Source organism: Paenibacillus peoriae (assembly GCF_022531965.1).
Classification (GTDB): domain Bacteria; phylum Bacillota; class Bacilli; order Paenibacillales; family Paenibacillaceae; genus Paenibacillus; species Paenibacillus polymyxa_D.
The window spans coordinates 5,073,352-5,091,340 of record NZ_CP092831.1 but is presented as its reverse complement, the minus strand read 5'-3'; the positions used below and the strand labels follow the sequence as shown (position 1 = coordinate 5,091,340).

The 17,989-nt window shown below is 45.2% G+C and carries 26 protein-coding genes; all 26 read left to right on the top strand.

All coding sequences use genetic code 11. The features are described 5' to 3' along the window. Nucleotides 1–87: 87 nt before the first annotated feature. A complete protein-coding gene (gene rpoC / locus MLD56_RS22600) occupies nucleotides 88–3,702 on the top strand; it encodes a DNA-directed RNA polymerase subunit beta' (RefSeq protein ID WP_029514492.1) in 3,615 nt (1,204 codons plus the stop codon). 218 nt (nucleotides 3,703–3,920) lie between these two features. After that, nucleotides 3,921–4,172 (top strand): ribosomal L7Ae/L30e/S12e/Gadd45 family protein, encoded by a 252-nt coding sequence (locus MLD56_RS22595; protein ID WP_007432588.1) that lies wholly within the window; start codon nucleotides 3,921–3,923, stop codon nucleotides 4,170–4,172. A gap of 144 nt (nucleotides 4,173–4,316) precedes the next feature. Then, nucleotides 4,317–4,739 (top strand): 30S ribosomal protein S12, encoded by a 423-nt coding sequence (gene rpsL, locus MLD56_RS22590; RefSeq protein ID WP_007432587.1) that lies wholly within the window; start codon nucleotides 4,317–4,319, stop codon nucleotides 4,737–4,739. 50 nt (nucleotides 4,740–4,789) lie between these two features. Further along, nucleotides 4,790–5,260 (top strand): 30S ribosomal protein S7, encoded by a 471-nt coding sequence (gene rpsG / locus MLD56_RS22585; protein WP_007432586.1) that lies wholly within the window; start codon nucleotides 4,790–4,792, stop codon nucleotides 5,258–5,260. Between the two features lie 47 nt (nucleotides 5,261–5,307). Then, nucleotides 5,308–7,386, top strand: a complete 2,079-nt coding sequence (gene fusA / locus MLD56_RS22580) for an elongation factor G (RefSeq protein WP_029514491.1) — start codon at nucleotides 5,308–5,310, stop codon at nucleotides 7,384–7,386. Between the two features lie 94 nt (nucleotides 7,387–7,480). Continuing rightward, entirely contained in the window at nucleotides 7,481–8,671 is a 1,191-nt protein-coding gene (gene tuf, locus MLD56_RS22575) for an elongation factor Tu (RefSeq protein ID WP_023990558.1), read from the top strand. A 338-nt stretch (nucleotides 8,672–9,009) separates the two neighbouring features. Then, nucleotides 9,010–9,318, top strand: coding sequence for a 30S ribosomal protein S10 (gene rpsJ, locus MLD56_RS22570; RefSeq protein WP_005544556.1), 309 nt, complete (start codon nucleotides 9,010–9,012; stop codon nucleotides 9,316–9,318). A 32-nt stretch (nucleotides 9,319–9,350) separates the two neighbouring features. Continuing rightward, the gene (gene rplC / locus MLD56_RS22565) at nucleotides 9,351–9,974 is read left to right on the top strand and encodes a 50S ribosomal protein L3 (protein ID WP_013312161.1); all 624 of its coding nucleotides are present in this window, start codon (nucleotides 9,351–9,353) and stop codon (nucleotides 9,972–9,974) included. Between the two features lie 26 nt (nucleotides 9,975–10,000). Next, on the top strand, nucleotides 10,001–10,624 hold the full coding sequence (gene rplD, locus MLD56_RS22560; RefSeq protein ID WP_013312160.1) for a 50S ribosomal protein L4: 624 nt from the start codon (nucleotides 10,001–10,003) through the stop codon (nucleotides 10,622–10,624). Then, nucleotides 10,624–10,914 (top strand): 50S ribosomal protein L23, encoded by a 291-nt coding sequence (gene rplW, locus MLD56_RS22555; protein WP_013312159.1) that lies wholly within the window; start codon nucleotides 10,624–10,626, stop codon nucleotides 10,912–10,914. Before rplD ends, rplW begins: the two co-directional genes overlap by 1 nt. A 30-nt stretch (nucleotides 10,915–10,944) precedes the next feature. Continuing rightward, on the top strand, nucleotides 10,945–11,775 hold the full coding sequence (rplB, locus tag MLD56_RS22550; protein WP_029514490.1) for a 50S ribosomal protein L2: 831 nt from the start codon (nucleotides 10,945–10,947) through the stop codon (nucleotides 11,773–11,775). Between the two features lie 72 nt (nucleotides 11,776–11,847). Next, nucleotides 11,848–12,126: a 30S ribosomal protein S19 gene (gene rpsS, locus MLD56_RS22545; RefSeq protein WP_029514489.1), complete on the top strand. Its 279-nt coding sequence runs from the start codon at nucleotides 11,848–11,850 to the stop codon at nucleotides 12,124–12,126. 36 nt (nucleotides 12,127–12,162) lie between these two features. After that, nucleotides 12,163–12,495, top strand: a complete 333-nt coding sequence (rplV, locus tag MLD56_RS22540) for a 50S ribosomal protein L22 (protein WP_013312157.1) — start codon at nucleotides 12,163–12,165, stop codon at nucleotides 12,493–12,495. 13 nt (nucleotides 12,496–12,508) lie between these two features. Beyond that, on the top strand, nucleotides 12,509–13,174 hold the full coding sequence (gene rpsC, locus MLD56_RS22535; RefSeq protein ID WP_013312156.1) for a 30S ribosomal protein S3: 666 nt from the start codon (nucleotides 12,509–12,511) through the stop codon (nucleotides 13,172–13,174). A 2-nt stretch (nucleotides 13,175–13,176) separates the two neighbouring features. Then, complete coding sequence (gene rplP, locus MLD56_RS22530) at nucleotides 13,177–13,611, top strand: 50S ribosomal protein L16 (protein WP_007432576.1); 435 nt, start codon at nucleotides 13,177–13,179, stop codon at nucleotides 13,609–13,611. Beyond that, nucleotides 13,601–13,798 (top strand): 50S ribosomal protein L29, encoded by a 198-nt coding sequence (gene rpmC / locus MLD56_RS22525; RefSeq protein WP_007432575.1) that lies wholly within the window; start codon nucleotides 13,601–13,603, stop codon nucleotides 13,796–13,798. Before rplP ends, rpmC begins: the two co-directional genes overlap by 11 nt. Nucleotides 13,799–13,848: 50 nt before the next feature. Beyond that, complete coding sequence (gene rpsQ / locus MLD56_RS22520) at nucleotides 13,849–14,112, top strand: 30S ribosomal protein S17 (protein WP_007432574.1); 264 nt, start codon at nucleotides 13,849–13,851, stop codon at nucleotides 14,110–14,112. Between the two features lie 34 nt (nucleotides 14,113–14,146). Continuing rightward, the gene (rplN, locus tag MLD56_RS22515) at nucleotides 14,147–14,515 is read left to right on the top strand and encodes a 50S ribosomal protein L14 (protein WP_007432573.1); all 369 of its coding nucleotides are present in this window, start codon (nucleotides 14,147–14,149) and stop codon (nucleotides 14,513–14,515) included. 36 nt (nucleotides 14,516–14,551) lie between these two features. Then, nucleotides 14,552–14,905 carry a 50S ribosomal protein L24 gene (gene rplX, locus MLD56_RS22510; RefSeq protein ID WP_013312155.1) on the top strand — a complete coding sequence of 118 codons (354 nt, stop codon included), beginning with the start codon at nucleotides 14,552–14,554 and terminating at the stop codon, nucleotides 14,903–14,905. 31 nt (nucleotides 14,906–14,936) lie between these two features. Next, entirely contained in the window at nucleotides 14,937–15,482 is a 546-nt protein-coding gene (gene rplE / locus MLD56_RS22505; RefSeq protein WP_007432571.1) for a 50S ribosomal protein L5, read from the top strand. A 76-nt stretch (nucleotides 15,483–15,558) separates the two neighbouring features. Beyond that, the gene (locus MLD56_RS22500; RefSeq protein ID WP_010348808.1) at nucleotides 15,559–15,744 is read left to right on the top strand and encodes a type Z 30S ribosomal protein S14; all 186 of its coding nucleotides are present in this window, start codon (nucleotides 15,559–15,561) and stop codon (nucleotides 15,742–15,744) included. Nucleotides 15,745–15,776: 32 nt separating this feature from the next. After that, on the top strand, nucleotides 15,777–16,175 hold the full coding sequence (gene rpsH, locus MLD56_RS22495) for a 30S ribosomal protein S8 (protein ID WP_007432570.1): 399 nt from the start codon (nucleotides 15,777–15,779) through the stop codon (nucleotides 16,173–16,175). Between the two features lie 33 nt (nucleotides 16,176–16,208). Beyond that, nucleotides 16,209–16,751, top strand: coding sequence for a 50S ribosomal protein L6 (gene rplF, locus MLD56_RS22490; protein ID WP_029514488.1), 543 nt, complete (start codon nucleotides 16,209–16,211; stop codon nucleotides 16,749–16,751). Between the two features lie 115 nt (nucleotides 16,752–16,866). Continuing rightward, the gene (rplR, locus tag MLD56_RS22485; protein ID WP_007432568.1) at nucleotides 16,867–17,235 is read left to right on the top strand and encodes a 50S ribosomal protein L18; all 369 of its coding nucleotides are present in this window, start codon (nucleotides 16,867–16,869) and stop codon (nucleotides 17,233–17,235) included. A gap of 27 nt (nucleotides 17,236–17,262) precedes the next feature. Next, the gene (rpsE, locus tag MLD56_RS22480; protein ID WP_013312151.1) at nucleotides 17,263–17,760 is read left to right on the top strand and encodes a 30S ribosomal protein S5; all 498 of its coding nucleotides are present in this window, start codon (nucleotides 17,263–17,265) and stop codon (nucleotides 17,758–17,760) included. A gap of 12 nt (nucleotides 17,761–17,772) precedes the next feature. Beyond that, the gene (gene rpmD, locus MLD56_RS22475) at nucleotides 17,773–17,958 is read left to right on the top strand and encodes a 50S ribosomal protein L30 (RefSeq protein WP_013312150.1); all 186 of its coding nucleotides are present in this window, start codon (nucleotides 17,773–17,775) and stop codon (nucleotides 17,956–17,958) included. Nucleotides 17,959–17,989 lie beyond the last annotated feature (31 nt).

The window sequence follows — 17,989 nt, the reverse complement described above, 5'->3', positions numbered from 1 at the left end:
GGATGGATCAGGTTTCTTGATACCGCCCGGTGCTGCTGGGCGGTATCAAACCTAAAAACTCAGGATTTGGTTAAGGAGGGTTGCTCCTTGTTGGACGTTAACAATTTCGAATATATGAAAATCGGGCTTGCTTCCCCCGAAAAGATTCGTTCTTGGTCCCGCGGAGAAGTCAAAAAACCGGAGACGATTAACTATCGTACGCTTAAACCGGAAAAAGAAGGACTATTTTGCGAGAAAATTTTCGGACCTACGAAAGACTGGGAATGTCATTGCGGTAAGTACAAACGTGTACGCTATAAAGGTGTTGTCTGTGACCGTTGTGGAGTAGAAGTTACTCGCGCTAAGGTTCGCCGTGAGCGTATGGGCCATATTGAGTTGGCTGCTCCTGTATCGCACATTTGGTACTTCAAAGGCATTCCAAGTCGTATGGGTCTTGCTCTTGATATGTCTCCAAGATCTCTGGAAGAGATCATTTACTTCGCATCTTATGTTGTAACCGATCCAGGAGATACGCCTTTGGAGAAAAAACAACTCCTGTCCGAAAAAGAATACCGTAGCTACCGTGAGAAATACGGCTATGGCTTCCAGGCAGGTATGGGTGCTGAAGCGGTTAAAAAGCTTCTTCAAGATTTGGATATAGACAAAGAGTTAGAATTTTTGAAAGAAGAGCTGCGTACAGCTCAAGGACAACGTCGTAACCGTGCGATCAAACGCCTTGAAGTTATTGAGGCCTTCCGTAACTCAGGCAACCAACCGGATTGGATGATCATGGACGTACTTCCTGTTATTCCTCCTGAGCTTCGTCCAATGGTACAGTTGGATGGTGGTCGTTTCGCTACCTCTGACCTTAACGACTTGTATCGTCGTGTTATTAACCGTAATAACCGTCTGAAACGTCTGTTAGATCTAGGTGCGCCAGATATTATCGTACAAAATGAAAAACGGATGTTGCAGGAAGCTGTTGACGCTTTGATTGATAATGGTCGTCGTGGTCGTCCTGTTACAGGTCCAGGTAACCGTCCTTTGAAATCCCTCAGCCACATGCTGAAAGGTAAACAAGGACGTTTCCGTCAAAACTTGCTCGGAAAACGTGTTGACTACTCTGGTCGTTCCGTTATCGTTGTAGGTCCGTACTTGAAAATGTATCAATGCGGTTTGCCAAAAGAAATGGCGTTGGAACTGTTCAAACCTTTTGTTATGAAAGAACTGGTGAACAAAGGTTTGGCGCACAATATCAAGAGCGCGAAACGTAAAGTAGAGCGTGTGAGTGCAGAAGTATGGGATGTGCTGGAAGAAGTAATCAAGGAGCATCCGGTTCTTCTGAACCGTGCCCCTACGTTGCATAGACTCGGTATCCAGGCGTTCGAACCGATTTTGGTTGAAGGTCGTGCGATTCGTCTGCATCCGCTCGTATGTACTGCATATAATGCCGACTTTGACGGTGACCAAATGGCTGTTCACGTTCCGTTGTCTGCGGAAGCCCAAGCTGAAGCTCGTTTGCTTATGCTAGCATCCGGCAACATTTTGAATCCGAAAGACGGCAAGCCAGTTGTTACACCTTCCCAGGATATGGTTCTTGGTTCTTTCTATCTGACTATGGATAACAAAGAAGAAGAAGGAAGTAATATGATCCTTCGCAACATGAATGAAGCTATATCGGCTTACCAACGTGGTACAGCTGGACTTCATGCTCGTGTAGCTATTCCGGTTAAAGCTTTGAATAAAACGAGCTTTACGGAAAAACAACAGGAAGCGATGTTGATCACAACGGTTGGTAAAATTATCTTTAATGAAATTTTCCCGGCAAGCTTCCCGTACATCAATGATGCTACCCGTGCGAACCTGCTTTATGGTACTGCGGAGGAGTTCTTTGTTTACGAGAAGGGTGTAAATCTTACAGAAGCCATTCAAAACGCTCCGCAAGCTAGCGGGGTAGGCAAGGATTACCTTGGTAATATCATTGCCCGTTGTTTTGAGACTTACCATACAACAGAAACAGCTGTAATTCTGGATAAAATCAAGCAGCTTGGCTTTACGTATTCCACTCGTGCAGGGGTAACGGTTGCTGTATCGGACGTAATCGTGCCGGTGGAAAAACAAGAGATTCTTAAGGGATCCGAAGACAAAGCGCAAGTTGTAACGAATCAGTACCGTCGTGGTCTGATTACGAATGAAGAACGCTATGACCGGATTATCGATATTTGGTCTAAAGCGAAAGATGATATTACTGAAGTATTGATGAAGTCCATGGATCGCTACAACTCCATCATGATGATGGTGGACTCCAAAGCGCGGGGTAACAAATCACAGATTACTCAGCTCGGCGGTATGCGTGGTCTGATGGCGAATCCATCCGGACGTATTATCGAACTCCCAATCAAATCAAACTTCCGTGAAGGTCTGACAGTACTCGAGTACTTCATCTCCACTCACGGAGCGCGTAAAGGTTTGGCGGATACTGCCCTTCGTACGGCTGACTCGGGTTACCTGACTCGTCGTCTCGTAGATGTCGCACAGGATGTTATCGTGCGCGAAGAAGACTGCGGAACGGATAAAGGCTTCACAGTAAGTCGTATCCAGGATGGTAAAGAAGTAATTGAAGATCTCTATGACCGTCTGGAAGGTCGCTATTGCTTTGAAACGGTACGTCATCCTGAGACTGGCGAGATTTTGGCTAGACGTAACGAATTGATTGACTCCGACAAAGCTGAAGCGATTGTTAAAGCTGGCGTACACAAAGTTCAAATACGTTCTGTATTAAGTTGTCGTGCTAAACATGGCGTCTGCAAGAAATGTTACGGTCGCAATCTGGCGACTGGTAAACACGTTGAGATTGGTGAAGCAGTTGGTATCATCGCTGCACAATCCATCGGTGAGCCAGGAACACAGCTTACTATGCGTACGTTCCACACAGGCGGCGTAGCGGGTGACGATATTACACAAGGTTTGCCTCGTATCCAGGAGCTTTTTGAAGCGCGTAATCCTAAAGGTCAGGCAACGATTAGTGAAATTGACGGTACAGTTAAAGAAGTTCGTGAAGGTAAAGACCGCCGTGAGATCGACATTCAGGGTGAAGCTGAAACGAAAACATACTCAGTAACGTATGGTTCCCGCCTGCGCGTAAGCGAAGGTATGACTGTTGAAGCTGGGGACGAACTGACGGATGGTTCGATTGACCCTAAAGAAATGCTGCGTATTAAAGGTATTCGCGGGGTACAGAACTATATCCTTCAGGAAGTTCAACGCGTATACCGGAACCAGGGCGTAGAAATCAACGACAAGCACGTAGAAGTTATGATTCGTCAAATGTTGCGTAAAATCCGTATCATTGATGCGGGCGACACGATCTTACTTCCAGGCTCCTTTGTTGATGTCCATGAGTATGAAAATGCAAACAAGATAGCGATTCTCAGCGGTCAAGAACCAGCGGTAGCTAAGCCAGTACTGCTCGGTATTACCAAGGCATCTCTGGAAACTGACTCCTTCTTGTCAGCAGCATCCTTCCAGGAAACTACTCGTGTCCTGACTGATGCAGCTATTAAAGGCAAGGTTGATCAGCTGCTTGGACTGAAAGAGAACGTAATTATTGGTAAATTGATTCCTGCGGGAACAGGTATGAACCGTTACCGTAGCGTGAAATTTGCCCAGCCGGAAGAGGGGCAGTCTCCATCTGAGGAGCTCGAACCAATTTCGGCAGAGTAATACAAAAATAGTATGATTACCGGAACACCGCTGACATAAGCTTTGCATAAAAGCTGCAGTAGACGGTGCTCCGGTGCTTTTTTCAAAAATGAATCGTGTTATTCTGTTTAAATGAATTATGGTTTATATTTGTCTTGACATTACTTATAGTCAATGCTAATATAGCAAAGGTGCGTGAGCAGCCTATATGCTATTGGGTCTTTTCGGAGGAATGAGATATGTCTAAAGAACAGGGACTGCAAGATGCTCATGTCAAAATCGGTACCAAACAAACCATTCGTATGGTAGAATTGGGCTTTGCCTCAGAAGTATATGTGGCAGAAGACGCAGATCAGCGTCTCACTTCCAACATCATTGCTTTGTGCAACAAGCAAGGAGTCAAAGTGACTCTCGTAGACACAATGAAAAATCTCGGAGCTGCATGTGGGATTGAAGTGGGAGCCGCAATGGCTGCTATCGTAAAACAATAGGGTAAGGAACGTTTTTGTCTAAGGAATCGTTATTCTTGGCGGCAAAGACTTTTCATTTGTTCTTTTATGAACCGCCTGGGTCTGTGGGCTTAGATAAGGTTTGTAAAGTAACAGCAAAAATTGAGGAAGGGGGTGGCAACCAACATGCCAACTATTAACCAACTGGTTCGTAAAGGACGTCAAGCCAAAATCGAGAAATCGAAATCACCGGCTTTGCAAAAAGGTTTTAATGCCTTGAAACGTGAAGCTACCGACATCAGTGCCCCGCAAAAACGCGGAGTGTGCACTCGTGTAGGTACTATGACTCCGAAAAAACCAAACTCCGCACTTCGTAAATATGCTCGTGTTCGCTTGACGAACCGTGTAGAGGTGACTGCTTACATTCCAGGTATTGGACATAACCTTCAAGAACACAGCGTAGTGCTGATTCGCGGCGGTCGTGTAAAAGACCTTCCGGGTGTGCGTTACCATATCGTTCGCGGTGCTTTGGATACTGCAGGCGTAAACAACCGCATGCAAGCTCGTTCCAAATACGGCGCAAAACGCCCTAAAGCTAAAAAATCCTAATGAATATAAACCGCGTATGTCGGTTTAACATGTAAGAAAGGGGGATATCCATGCCACGCAAAGGTCCAGTTACCAAAAGAGACGTGTTGCCAGATCCGGTATACAACAGCAAGTTGGTTACCCGCTTGATCAATCGCATCATGCTCGACGGAAAACGAGGCGTTGCTCAAAGCATTCTGTACAATGCGTTCAAGCTTATCCAAGAACGTACGGGGAATGACCCGATGGAAGTTTTTGAAGCAGCTATCAAGAATATCATGCCAGTCCTGGAAGTTAAAGCACGCCGTGTCGGCGGTGCCAACTACCAAGTACCAATCGAGGTAAAACCAGAAAGACGTACGTCCCTGGGATTACGTTGGCTCGTAAACTACTCCCGCAACCGCGGTGAGAAAACCATGGAAGAGCGTTTGGCGGCTGAAATTATCGATGCTTCCAACAACACAGGCGCTTCCGTGAAAAAACGTGAAGACACGCACAAAATGGCTGAAGCGAACAAAGCGTTTGCTCACTATCGTTGGTAGGATTCAGCTCAAAAAAATAACTTCAATTTTGAAGGGAGACCCATTTCATGGCAAGAGAGTTCTCCTTGAAAAATACACGTAATATCGGGATCATGGCTCATATTGACGCGGGTAAAACCACAACAACAGAGCGGATCTTGTTCTACACAGGCCGTACGCACAAAATCGGTGAAGTTCACGAAGGCGCTGCGACAATGGACTGGATGGAACAAGAACAAGAGCGCGGAATCACGATTACTTCCGCTGCGACGACCGCTGCCTGGAAAGGTCACCGCGTCAATATCATCGACACCCCGGGGCACGTTGACTTCACTGTTGAAGTTGAACGTTCCCTTCGTGTATTGGACGGAGCAGTTGGTGTTTTCAGTGCGAAAGAAGGCGTTGAGCCTCAGTCCGAAACCGTATGGAGACAGGCTGATCGCTACGGCGTTCCACGGATCGCATATGTAAACAAAATGGATATCATTGGTGCCGACTTCCTGAATGTTGTCTCTGACATGCGTGATCGCCTTCAAGCGAACGCAGTTGCGATTCAATTGCCAATCGGCGCAGAAAATGATTTTACTGGTATTATCGATATCGTTGAACAAAAAGCTCATATGTACAAAGATGATCTTGGTCAAGATATCGAAGAAGTAGAAGTTCCTGCGGAATTCAAAGATCAAGTTGAAGAACTTCGTAATGAATTGATCGAGAAGGTTGCTGAACTGGACGAAGAATTGACAATGAAATACCTGGAAGGCGAAGAAATTTCGGTTGCCGAAATTAAAGCCGCTCTCCGTAAAGGTGTTGTAGAAGTTAAAATCTTCCCAGTTATCTGTGGATCTTCTTACCGCAATAAAGGTGTTCAGCTGATGTTGGATGCTGTTCTCGACTATTTGCCGGCTCCTATTGATGTGCCAAGTATTCAAGGGCATTTGGAAGACGGTACGGAAGTTGAACGTCACTCTTCCGATGAAGAGCCATTCTCCGCATTGGCATTCAAAATCATGACGGATCCTTACGTTGGTAAGTTGACATTCTTCCGCGTATACTCCGGTGTTCTTCAATCCGGTTCTTACGTATTGAATGCAACAAAAGGTAAACGCGAACGTATCGGACGTATTCTTCAAATGCATGCGAACAGTCGTCAAGAAATCACTGTAGTTTACTCTGGTGATATTGCGGCTGCCGTAGGTTTGAAAGATACAGGTACAGGTGATACACTGTGTGATGAGAAGAGTCCTGTTATTCTCGAGTCCATGAACTTCCCTGATCCGGTTATCGAAATCGCGGTTGAGCCTAAAACCAAAGCTGACCAAGATAAAATGTCTGTAGCTCTCGGTAAGTTGACTGAAGAGGATCCAACTCTTCGCGCTCATACTAACGAAGAAACAGGTCAAACCATCTTGGCGGGTATGGGTGAGCTTCACTTGGACATCATCATTGACCGTATGCGTCGTGAGTTCAAGGTGGAAACAAATGTGGGTAAACCACAGGTTGCTTACCGTGAAACGTTCCGTGCTCCAGCACGTGTCGAAGGTAAATTCGTTCGTCAGTCCGGTGGTCGTGGTCAATATGGTCACGTATGGGTTGAGTTCGAACCGCTTGAGCCAGGTACTGGTAGTCAATTCGAAAGTAAGGTAGTCGGCGGCTCTGTTCCTAGAGAGTACATCGCTCCTGCTCTTGCTGGTATTGAGGAACAAATGAAAAACGGCGTTATCGCAGGCTTCCCGCTTGTGGACGTTAAAGCTACAATCGTGGACGGATCATACCATGATGTCGATTCCAATGAAATGGCATTTAAAATTGCCGGATCAATGGCGCTGAAAGCAGCGAAAGACAAATGTAAACCAGTATTGCTCGAGCCGATTATGAAAGTTGAAGTAACGGTTCCTGAGGAATATATGGGTGACGTAATGGGTATGTTGAACTCCCGTCGTGGTCGGATTGAAGGTATGGATTCCCGCAGTGGAGCTCAAATCATTCGTGCGAAGGTGCCTTTGTCCGAAATGTTCGGATACTCGACTACACTTCGCTCCGGTACACAAGGACGCGGTGTGTTCTCCATGGAACTTTCTCATTATGAAGAAGTTCCGAAGAGCATTGCTGAAGAGATCGTTGCCAAAACCAAAGGCGGCGAGTAATACAATGTATCAGCTGACCGGTATGCTCTGGGTTTTACCAAAAGGGCATCCGGCAGCCTAAAATAAAACAAGTTATTGAGGAGGAATTGTTCAAATGGCAAAGGCTAAGTTTGAGCGTAACAAACCGCACGTTAATATCGGTACTATTGGTCACGTCGATCATGGTAAAACTACTTTGACTGCTGCAATCACAACTGTATTGTCCAAAACTTACGGTGGTGCTGCTGTAGCATTCGATCAAATCGATAAAGCTCCAGAAGAGCGCGAACGCGGTATCACAATCTCCACTGCACACGTGGAGTATGAAACACCTAACCGTCACTATGCACACGTTGACTGCCCAGGTCACGCCGACTATGTTAAAAACATGATCACTGGCGCTGCACAAATGGACGGAGCGATTCTGGTTGTATCCGCAGCTGACGGCCCAATGCCGCAAACTCGCGAGCACATCCTGTTGTCCCGCCAAGTTGGTGTTCCTTACATCGTTGTATTCTTGAACAAATGCGACATGGTTGAAGACGAAGAGTTGCTGGAATTGGTTGAAATGGAAGTTCGCGACTTGCTGAGCGAGTATGACTTCCCAGGCGACGACACTCCAATCACTCGTGGTTCCGCTCGTGAAGCACTGCAAAACCCAGACGGCGACTGGGCTAAGAAAATCGTTGAAATGTTCGAAACAATCGACACTTACATCCCAACTCCAGAACGCGACACTGACAAGCCTTTCCTTATGCCTGTCGAGGACGTATTCTCCATCACTGGTCGTGGTACAGTTGCTACAGGCCGTGTAGAGCGTGGTACAGTTAAAGTGGGCGACGAAATCGAAATCATCGGTATTCAAGAAGAATCCCGTAAATCCGTAGTAACAGGCGTAGAAATGTTCCGTAAATTGCTTGATTCCGCTCAAGCTGGTGACAACATCGGCGCACTGCTTCGCGGTGTAGATCGTGCACAAATCGAGCGCGGCCAAGTATTGGCTAAACCAGGTTCTGTTAACCCACATACAGAATTTTCTGCTCAAATCTACGTTTTGACTAAAGAAGAAGGCGGACGTCACAAACCTTTCTTCACTGGTTACCGTCCACAGTTCTACTTCCGTACAACTGACGTAACTGGAATCATTACTTTGCCAGAAGGTTCCGAAATGGTAATGCCTGGTGATAACATCACGGTTACTGTTCAACTGATCAACCCGATCGCTATCGAAGAAGGAACTAAGTTCTCTATTCGTGAAGGCGGACGTACAGTTGGCGCTGGTGCCGTAGCAACAATCTCCAAATAAGAAGGCTTTTGCCTTTGAATAGAGCAACAGTGTACTGGAACGAGTAACGTTGTATTGGAACGAAGCTTAACGAGCCCCTGCCCTGGTGCGGGGGCTTTTCTCTTGAAAAAATCGCGAGCTGCGAGCACAATTGTATCTTTTGAAAATAAGATGCATTGTTTTTTCGTTTTTGCTTGCAATAGGCAGAACTATTCGATATAATAACTAATGTTGTTTGTGACTGTGCGATGATGTGAGAGGTTACTGACACACCCGGCCCCTTTGCCATGGGAGGGCTGTCGGAAAATTTTCACGGAGTATGTCCGATACCAAATTGGGCGATAGAAGGAGGGACTAAAATGGCAAAGCAAAAAATTCGTATCCGTTTGAAAGCATACGATCATAGAATTCTTGATCAATCCGCTGAGAAAATTGTTGAAACAGCAAAACGTTCGGGCGCAGGTGTATCCGGGCCAATTCCGCTGCCAACTGAAAAACAAATCATTACTATTCTCCGTGCGGTACACAAGTACAAGGATTCCCGGGAGCAGTTCGAAATGCGCACACACAAGCGTTTGATCGACATTGTTAACCCGACTCCACAAACTGTGGATGCCTTGATGCGCTTGGACCTGCCGTCCGGTGTAGATATCGAAATTAAATTGTAATATGTAATTAGGAAAAGAAATGAGGTGTCAACATGAAAGGTATCTTAGGAAAAAAACTCGGAATGACTCAAGTGTTTACCCCTGAAGGTAACGTACTTGCTGTTACGGTTATCGAAGCAGGTCCTTGTGTTGTTCTGCAAAAGAAAGATCTGGAAAACGATGGATACGAAGCTATCCAACTCGGTTTCTCTGATAAAAAAGAAAAAAGATCCAACAAACCTGAAGCAGGACATGCGAAAAAAGCAAATACTGCACCTAAGCGCTACGTTCGTGAACTTCGTGGCATCGACCTTGCTGCGTACGAGGTTGGCCAAGAACTGAAGGCTGATGTCTTCACAGAAGGCGAGTTCGTTGACGTAACAGGTATTTCTAAAGGTAAAGGTTTTGCCGGCGTTATCAAACGTTGGGGACAAAGCCGCGGACCAATGGCACACGGCTCGCGTTACCACAGAGGTCCAGGTTCTATGGGTTCCATTCAAGCTAACCGCGTTCCTAAAGGTAAACACCTGCCAGGACACATGGGGCATGAAACGGTAACTATCCAACGTCTTGAAGTTGTTAAGATCGATACAGAACGTAATGTGTTGCTCGTGAAAGGTTCCATTCCAGGACCTAAAAATAGCTTCGTTAAAGTATTAGAAACGGTGAAAAAATAAACAACTGAAGAAAGGAGGAACACGAAATGCCAAAAGTAGCACTATTTAATATTAGCGGCAGCCAAGTTGGTGAAATTGAATTGAACGACGCAGTGTTCGGTATCGAGCCGAATAAGCACGTTCTTCATGACGCTGTTGTTATGCAATTGGCTTCCCTGCGTCAAGGTACTCACAAAGTAAAAGGACGTTCTGAAGTACGTGGTGGCGGACGTAAACCTTGGAAACAAAAAGGTACTGGCCGCGCTCGTCAAGGTTCGATCCGTGCACCGCAATGGGTTGGTGGCGGTACTGTATTTGGTCCGACTCCACGCAGCTATGCATACAAATTGCCTAAGAAAGTTCGTCGTCTGGCGATCAAATCGGCGTTGTCATCCAAAGTGATTGAGAATGAAATTATCGTATTGGACGCTCTTACACTGAACGGACCTAAAACGAAAGAATTCGCAGCCATTTTGAATAACCTTAAAGCTGATCGTAAAGCATTGATCGTAGCTCCTAGCTATGATGATAATGTAGCACTGTCCGCTCGTAATATTCCTGGTGTGAAGTTTGTAGCCGCAGATGGCATTAATGTTCTTGATGTGCTCGGACACGACAAACTGATCATTACGAAGGAAGCAGTTCAGAAGGTAGAGGAGGTGCTCGCGTAATGAAGGATCCTCGTGATATTATCAAACGTCCGGTTATCACCGAACGTACGGCTGGTATGATGAATGACTTGAAATACGTTTTCGAGGTTGACATTCGTTCTAACAAAGTCGAAGTTAAAAAAGCAATCGAAGCCATTTTTAACGTGAAAGTAAGTAACGTAAATACGCTTCGTGTTCCTGCAAAACCAAAACGCTACGGACGTCATTCCGGCTATACGAGCGAGTGGAAGAAAGCGTTCGTAACGCTGAGCAAAGACAGTAAGCCGCTTGAGTTTTTTGAAACGGTATAATTGAAACTGTAAAGTAAGGAGGGAAACTCAGTGCCAATTAAAAAGTATAAACCAACGTCCCCGGCCAGACGTGCTATGTCTGTATCTACTTTCGAGGAGATTACAACTAATCAGCCCGAGAAATCGTTGCTGGCACCTCTGAGCAAGCAAGCTGGACGCAATAACCAAGGTAAAATTACGGTTCGTCATCATGGCGGCGGACACAAACGTAAGTACCGTATTATTGACTTCAAACGTAACAAAGATGGAATACCGGGCCGCGTTGCTACGATCGAATATGATCCAAACCGTACGTCCAACATCGCACTTATCCACTATGTGGATGGTGAAAAACGTTACATCATCGCTCCTAAAGGTCTGAAAGTAGGAGACGAAGTGGTATCCGGTGCAGGTTCCGATATTAAAATCGGTAACTCTTTGCCATTGGAAAACATTCCAGTAGGTACGGTTATCCACAACATCGAATTGAAACCGGGTAAAGGTGGCCAACTCGTTCGTGCCGCTGGTACGGAAGCCCAACTTCTTGGTAAAGAAGAAAAGTATGTTACAATTCGTTTGACTTCTGGTGAAGTTCGCCGCATTCTGAAAGTTTGCCGCGCGACAATCGGTTCTGTAGGTAACGAAGACCATGAACTGGTGAAAATCGGTAAAGCTGGTCGTAGTCGCTGGTTGGGACAACGTCCTGAAGTTCGCGGTGTTGTAATGAACCCTAACGATCACCCACACGGTGGTGGTGAAGGTCGCGCTCCAATCGGACGTAAATCTCCAATGTCTCCATGGGGTAAACCAACCCTTGGTTACAAGACACGTAAAAAAGGTAAAGCATCTGATAAGTACATCGTTCGTCGTCGTACTAAGTAATAAAACGTGCGCTTAAGTCGCACGTTAACATATTAAGGAACGACTACGTTTTAACGAAGGGAGGATTCATAAATGGGTCGCAGTCTCAAAAAAGGACCATTCATTGATGGTTACCTGTTGAAAAAAGTAGAGGTTTTGAACGAGTCGGAGAAAAAAGTGGTAATCAAAACTTGGTCCCGTCGCTCTACGATTTTCCCGCAATTTATCGGACATACGTTTGGTGTATACGATGGCCGTAAACACGTGCCAGTATACGTAACGGAAGATATGGTCGGACACAAATTGGGCGAATTTGCTCCAACACGTACGTACAAAGGCCATACGGATGACGATAAGAAAACAAGAAGATAATCAACACAGCGTAGTGTTTGAGAGGAGGTAAACTCAATGGAAGCAAAAGCACATGCTAAATCCGTACGGATTTCTGCTCGCAAAGTGAAACTTGTTATCGATTTGATTCGCGGTAAGCAGGTTGGTGAGGCGATTGCAATTCTTCGTCACACTCCAAAGTCCGCTTCTCCAGTCGTTGAGAAATTGTTGAATTCTGCGATTGCAAATGCAGATCACAACTACTCTTTGGACGTAAATAAATTGGTAGTATCTCAGGTTTTTGTAAACCAAGGTCCTACAATGAAACGATTCCGCCCGCGTGCAATGGGTCGTGCAAGCCGTATTAACAAACGCACCAGTCATATTACTCTGGTGGTATCTGAAAAATAAGGAGGGAAAACGTGTGGGCCAAAAGGTAAATCCCGTCGGACTCCGAATCGGTATTATCCGTGATTGGGAATCCAAATGGTATGCAGGCAAAGATTTCGGTGATCTTTTGCTGGAAGACGTTAGAATTCGTGAACATCTGAAAAAAAGATTGAAAGACTCCGCTGTATCCCGTGTTGAAATCGAGAGAGCAGCTAACCGTGTCAATGTAACGATTCACACTGCGAAACCAGGTATGGTTATCGGTAAGGGTGGTTCCGAAGTTGAAAATCTGCGTAATGAAATTACTAAAATCGCAGGCGGTAAAAAGGTGCACATCAATATTTCTGAAATTAAAAATCCTGAACTGGACGCAATCTTGGTTGCTGAAAGCATTGCACAACAATTGGAACGTCGTGTTTCTTTCCGTCGTGCTTTGAAACAAGCGATTCAAAGAACTATGCGTTCCGGAGCAAAAGGAATTAAAACTCAAGTAGGCGGACGTCTTGGCGGTGCCGAAATCGCTCGTTCCGAAGGGTACAGCGAAGGAACTGTTCCACTGCATACGCTTCGTGCCGACATTGACTATGGTACAGCGGAAGCTCATACTACTTACGGCCGTCTTGGCGTAAAAGTATGGATCTATCGTGGAGAGGTTCTTCCTCCAGCTAAGAAACAAGCTCCTCAGGAAGGAGGCAACTAATCATGTTGGTACCAAAACGCGTAAAACATCGTAAACAACAACGTGGTCATATGAAGGGTCGTGCAAAAGGCGGTACTACACTGAACTTTGGTGAGTACGGTTTGCAAGCTACTGAACCTGCATGGATTACTAACCGTCAAATCGAAGCTGCTCGTATTGCGATGACTCGTTACATCAAACGTGGTGGTAAGGTTTGGATTAAAATTTTCCCTGATAAACCAATTACTCAGAAGCCTCTTGAGGTTCGTATGGGTAGTGGTAAAGGTAACGTAGAAAAATGGGTTGCAGTAGTGAAACCAGGCAAGATTATGTTTGAACTTGCTGGTGTTCCGGAAGAGATTGCTCGTGAAGCAATGCGTCTTGCCGCTCACAAACTGCCAATCAAAACTAAGTTTGTGAAACGTGAAGAATTGGGTGGTGAAGCAAATGAAGGCTAGTGAATTCCGCAACCTAACCACTGCTGAAATCGAACAAAAGATCTCCGGTTTTAAAGAAGAACTTTTTAACCTTCGTTTTCAACTCGCTACCGGTCAGCTTGATAACCCGACTCGGATCGGCGCTGTGCGTAAGGAAATTGCTCGTGCTAAAACTGTGATCCGTGAAAGAGAACTTGGGATTAGCTAAGATATCAGACCGGGTGGAAAATCCGCCTGTAATTAGGAAGGAGGCCAACAATGAGCGAACGTAATGCCCGTAAAGTATTAGTCGGTAAAGTAGTCAGCGACAAAATGGATAAAACGATTGTGATTGCTGTAGAAACTTACAAAAAACATGATCTCTACCATAAACGCATTAAAGTAACTAAGAAATTCAAAGCTCATGATGAAAACAACACTGCACAAATCGGTGATACTGTTAAAATCATGGAAACTCGCCCTTTGTCCAAAGACAAAAACTGGAGACTGGTCGAAATCGTTGAAAAAGCTGTTATAATCTAATGTAGTGTAGTTTTTCCGAAAGGAGGATAAATAAATGATTCAACCATTTACACGTTTGACTGTAGCTGACAATTCCGGCGCGAAGGAACTGATGTGTATCCGTGTGCTCGGTGGTACGGGACGTCGTACAGCTCAAATTGGTGACCTGATCGTTTGTTCCGTAAAACAAGCAACACCAGGCGGCGTTGTCAAAAAGGGTGATGTAGTAAGAGCGGTTGTTGTTCGTACTAAACGTTCTATCCGCCGTAAAGACGGTTCCTACATCGGATTTGACGAGAACGCAGCAGTGGTCGTTAAAGAAGACAAGAGCCCACGTGGTACTCGTATTTTCGGACCAGTTGCTCGCGAACTTCGTGACAAGGACTTCATGAAAATCGTTTCCTTGGCTCCGGAAGTGATCTAAACTCACCTTAAAATGTGCCCGTAGGAGGTGTACGAAATGCCAAAAGTGAAAAAAGTTCTGGAATCCCATAACAACAAGCTGCACGTCAAAAAAGACGACACTGTTCTGGTGATTACAGGTAAAGATAAAGGTAAAAAAGGTCGCGTTATCGCTGCCTACCCTCGTCAAAACCGTGTGCTTGTGGAAGGTGTTAACATGATTAAAAAACACCAAAAGCCTAATCAGCTGAATCCACAAGGCGGCATCATCGAGAAAGAAGCTCCGATTCACGTTTCCAACGTTATGCACATTGATCCGAAGAGCGGAAAAGTAACCCGTGTTGGTTACAAAGTTTTGGACAACGGAAAAAAAGTGCGCATTGCAAAACGTTCTGGCGAAGTGATCGACTAATTATTTTTTAAAGAAAGGAGGTATATGATTCATGGCTACAACAAGAATGAAAGAACGTTTCTTGAAAGAAATCACTCCTGCTTTGATGCAGAAGTTCAACTATACAACAGTGATGCAAGTGCCTAAAATCGAGAAAGTTGTAATCAACATGGGTGTTGGCGACGCAGTCCAAAACTCCAAAGTGCTTGATTCAGCTCTCAACGACATGCAGCTGATCGCTGGTCAAAAGCCAGTAATCACTCGCGCGAAAAAATCTATCGCAGGTTTTAAATTGCGTGAAAACATGCCAATCGGTGTAAAGGTAACACTTCGTGGCGAGCGTATGTATTATTTCTTGGACAAATTGTTCAACATTACTCTTCCTCGCGTACGTGACTTCCATGGTGTATCAACAAAAGCTTTCGACGGACGTGGTAACTACACGCTTGGTCTGAAAGAACAGTTGATCTTCCCGGAAATCGAGTATGATCAAGTTGATAAAGTTCGTGGTATGGACATCGTTATCGTAACGACTGCCAAAACTGACGAAGAGTCCCGTGAGCTTCTGACTCAGCTGGGCATGCCTTTCGCAAAATAATGTTGGCATAACGTTTCGGGCGTCTGATTTTAAAGACACCCTGTTCTCCGAAACTATTTAGGAGGTGTCAGGCTAAGTGGCAAAAACTTCGATGAAAGTCAAACAACAACGCGCACCAAAGTTTAAAGTTCGTGCTTACACTCGTTGCGAGCGTTGTGGTCGTCCACATTCGGTACTGCAAAAGTTTAAGATCTGCAGAATTTGCTTCCGTGAATTAGCTTATAAAGGCCAGATTCCTGGCGTGAAAAAAGCAAGCTGGTAAAAAGTCCTGTTTGGGAAGGAGGTTTATACACAATGACTATGTCTGATCCAATTGCAGATATGCTTACTCGTATTCGTAACGCGAACACAGTTCGTCACGAAACAGTAGAAATGCCTGCATCTACAATGAAAAAACAAATCGCCGACATCCTGAAACGTGAAGGATTCATTCGTGATGCGGAATTTGTTGAAGATAGCAAACAAGGGATCATCCGTATTTTCTTGAAATACGGTGCGAACAACGAGCGTGTTATCACAGGTTTGAAAAGAATCAGTAAACCAGGCCTTCGCGTTTACACGAAGAGCAATGAGATTCCACGCGTACTGGGTGGACTCGGGATCGCAATCATTTCAACATCCAAAGGTATCATGACCGACAAAGAAGCACGTCAGTCTAAAGCCGGCGGAGAAGTTGTTTGCTACGTTTGGTAAGATAACGTTTAAAAGATAGGAGGTGCAACAGATATGTCCCGTATTGGTCGTAAACCAATCACAGTACCAAGTGGTGTTGACGTGACTTTGAACAACACAGCGATCACAGTTAAAGGTCCTAAAGGAACATTGACTCGTGAGCTTCATAAAGACATGTCCGTTACTGTGGAAAACAATGAAATTAATGTAGTTCGTCCTTCGGACAACAAACTTCACCGCTCTTTGCATGGAACAACCCGCAGCGTTGTCAGCAACATGGTAAGTGGTGTAACTGAAGGATTTTCAAAATCTCTGGAGCTGGTTGGGGTCGGATATCGTGCAAGCAAATCCGGAGATAAAATCGTTCTGAACGTTGGATATTCTCATCCGGTTGAAATCACACCGGAAGCGGGCATCGAATTCGAAGTTCCTTCGAACACTAAAATCATCGTTCGCGGAATTGATAAAGAGCGTGTAGGTGCTTACGCTGCTAAAATTCGTTCCGTTCGTGAACCTGAACCGTACAAAGGTAAAGGGATTAAATACGAAGGCGAGCGCATCATCCGTAAAGAAGGTAAAGCCGGTAAGAAGAAATAAGTTTCTTACCGACTTTGTGCGGTCTTTCTGCTGGAAAGACTTCGTACTTCTTTTTTACCCAGTGCGTCTTAGTATAAAGATTTAAAAGGCAAACTGAAGGGAGTGAAAACTTGAGATGATTACAAAACAAGATAAAAATAAAGCACGTGTCAGAAGACATCTGCGTGTACGTAAGAAAATCGAAGGTACGGCTGTACGTCCTCGTTTGAACGTATTCCGCTCTTCCAAGCATATCTACGCACAACTGATTGATGATGTAGCTGGTGTAACATTGGTATCTGCATCCACTATGGATAAAGAACTGAGCAGCGAAATCAAAAACGGCGGTAGTGTAGAAGCAGCTCGTAAGGTTGGCGAACTCGTTGCTAAACGTGCGAAAGAAAAAGGTCATGCTAACATCGTATTTGACCGTGGTGGATACTTGTATCATGGACGGATTCAAGCTTTGGCTGATGCAGCTCGCGAAGCAGGCCTTGAATTCTAAGACATTTCTCAAAAGGAGGTTAACGACTTGCGTGTAGATCCGAATACTTTGGAACTGACTGAAAGAGTAGTAAATATTAATCGTGTAGCTAAAGTTGTCAAAGGCGGACGCCGTTTCAGCTTCAGTGCTCTGGTAGTAGTGGGCGACGGCAACGGCTGGGTAGGCGCTGGAATCGGTAAAGCTGGCGAAGTACCTGATGCAATTCGCAAAGGTATTGAAGATGCTAAGAAAAACCTGGTTCACGTTCCACTCGTAGGAACAACAATTCCTCACCTTGTTACAGGTAAGTTCGGTGCTGGCCGGGTTCTGTTGAAACCGGCATCGGAAGGTACTGGAGTTATCGCTGGCGGTCCGGTTCGTGCTGTACTGGAACTTGCTGGTGTAGGTGATATCTTGACAAAATCTTTGGGTTCTTCGAATTCCATGAATATGGTCAATGCGACTTTGGAAGGTTTGTCCCGTTTGAAACGCGCTGAAGAAGTTGCAAAATTGCGCGGCAAATCCATCGAAGAGCTGCTGGGCTAAGGAGGGAATATCATGGCGAAATTAGAAATTACCCTCGTTCGTTCGTTGATCGGCCGTCCTGGTAATCAGAGAACGACTGTTAAAACGCTCGGCTTGCGTAAAATCAACCATAAAGTAGTTCAACCCGACAATGCAGCTATTCGCGGGATGATTAATCAAGTTAGCCATTTGGTTTCTGTTAAAGAAATTGAGGCTTAAGAAATAAAGTATCTTAACAATAATCAAGGAG

What these genes read in the sequence shown, in the direction of transcription:
- MLD56_RS22595 (WP_007432588.1), top strand. Translation starts at nt 3,921, where the DNA reads ATGTCTAAAGAACAGGGACTGCAAGATGCTCATGTCAAAATCGGTACC.
- rpsL (WP_007432587.1), top strand. Translation starts at nt 4,317, where the DNA reads ATGCCAACTATTAACCAACTGGTTCGTAAAGGACGTCAAGCCAAAATC.
- rpsG (WP_007432586.1), top strand. Translation starts at nt 4,790, where the DNA reads ATGCCACGCAAAGGTCCAGTTACCAAAAGAGACGTGTTGCCAGATCCG.
- fusA (WP_029514491.1), top strand. Translation starts at nt 5,308, where the DNA reads ATGGCAAGAGAGTTCTCCTTGAAAAATACACGTAATATCGGGATCATG.
- tuf (WP_023990558.1), top strand. Translation starts at nt 7,481, where the DNA reads ATGGCAAAGGCTAAGTTTGAGCGTAACAAACCGCACGTTAATATCGGT.
- rpsJ (WP_005544556.1), top strand. Translation starts at nt 9,010, where the DNA reads ATGGCAAAGCAAAAAATTCGTATCCGTTTGAAAGCATACGATCATAGA.
- rplC (WP_013312161.1), top strand. Translation starts at nt 9,351, where the DNA reads ATGAAAGGTATCTTAGGAAAAAAACTCGGAATGACTCAAGTGTTTACC.
- rplD (WP_013312160.1), top strand. Translation starts at nt 10,001, where the DNA reads ATGCCAAAAGTAGCACTATTTAATATTAGCGGCAGCCAAGTTGGTGAA.
- rplW (WP_013312159.1), top strand. Translation starts at nt 10,624, where the DNA reads ATGAAGGATCCTCGTGATATTATCAAACGTCCGGTTATCACCGAACGT.
- rpsS (WP_029514489.1), top strand. Translation starts at nt 11,848, where the DNA reads ATGGGTCGCAGTCTCAAAAAAGGACCATTCATTGATGGTTACCTGTTG.
- rplV (WP_013312157.1), top strand. Translation starts at nt 12,163, where the DNA reads ATGGAAGCAAAAGCACATGCTAAATCCGTACGGATTTCTGCTCGCAAA.
- rplP (WP_007432576.1), top strand. Translation starts at nt 13,177, where the DNA reads ATGTTGGTACCAAAACGCGTAAAACATCGTAAACAACAACGTGGTCAT.
- rpmC (WP_007432575.1), top strand. Translation starts at nt 13,601, where the DNA reads ATGAAGGCTAGTGAATTCCGCAACCTAACCACTGCTGAAATCGAACAA.
- rpsQ (WP_007432574.1), top strand. Translation starts at nt 13,849, where the DNA reads ATGAGCGAACGTAATGCCCGTAAAGTATTAGTCGGTAAAGTAGTCAGC.
- rplN (WP_007432573.1), top strand. Translation starts at nt 14,147, where the DNA reads ATGATTCAACCATTTACACGTTTGACTGTAGCTGACAATTCCGGCGCG.
- rplX (WP_013312155.1), top strand. Translation starts at nt 14,552, where the DNA reads ATGCCAAAAGTGAAAAAAGTTCTGGAATCCCATAACAACAAGCTGCAC.
- rplE (WP_007432571.1), top strand. Translation starts at nt 14,937, where the DNA reads ATGGCTACAACAAGAATGAAAGAACGTTTCTTGAAAGAAATCACTCCT.
- rpsH (WP_007432570.1), top strand. Translation starts at nt 15,777, where the DNA reads ATGACTATGTCTGATCCAATTGCAGATATGCTTACTCGTATTCGTAAC.
- rplF (WP_029514488.1), top strand. Translation starts at nt 16,209, where the DNA reads ATGTCCCGTATTGGTCGTAAACCAATCACAGTACCAAGTGGTGTTGAC.
- rplR (WP_007432568.1), top strand. Translation starts at nt 16,867, where the DNA reads ATGATTACAAAACAAGATAAAAATAAAGCACGTGTCAGAAGACATCTG.
- rpmD (WP_013312150.1), top strand. Translation starts at nt 17,773, where the DNA reads ATGGCGAAATTAGAAATTACCCTCGTTCGTTCGTTGATCGGCCGTCCT.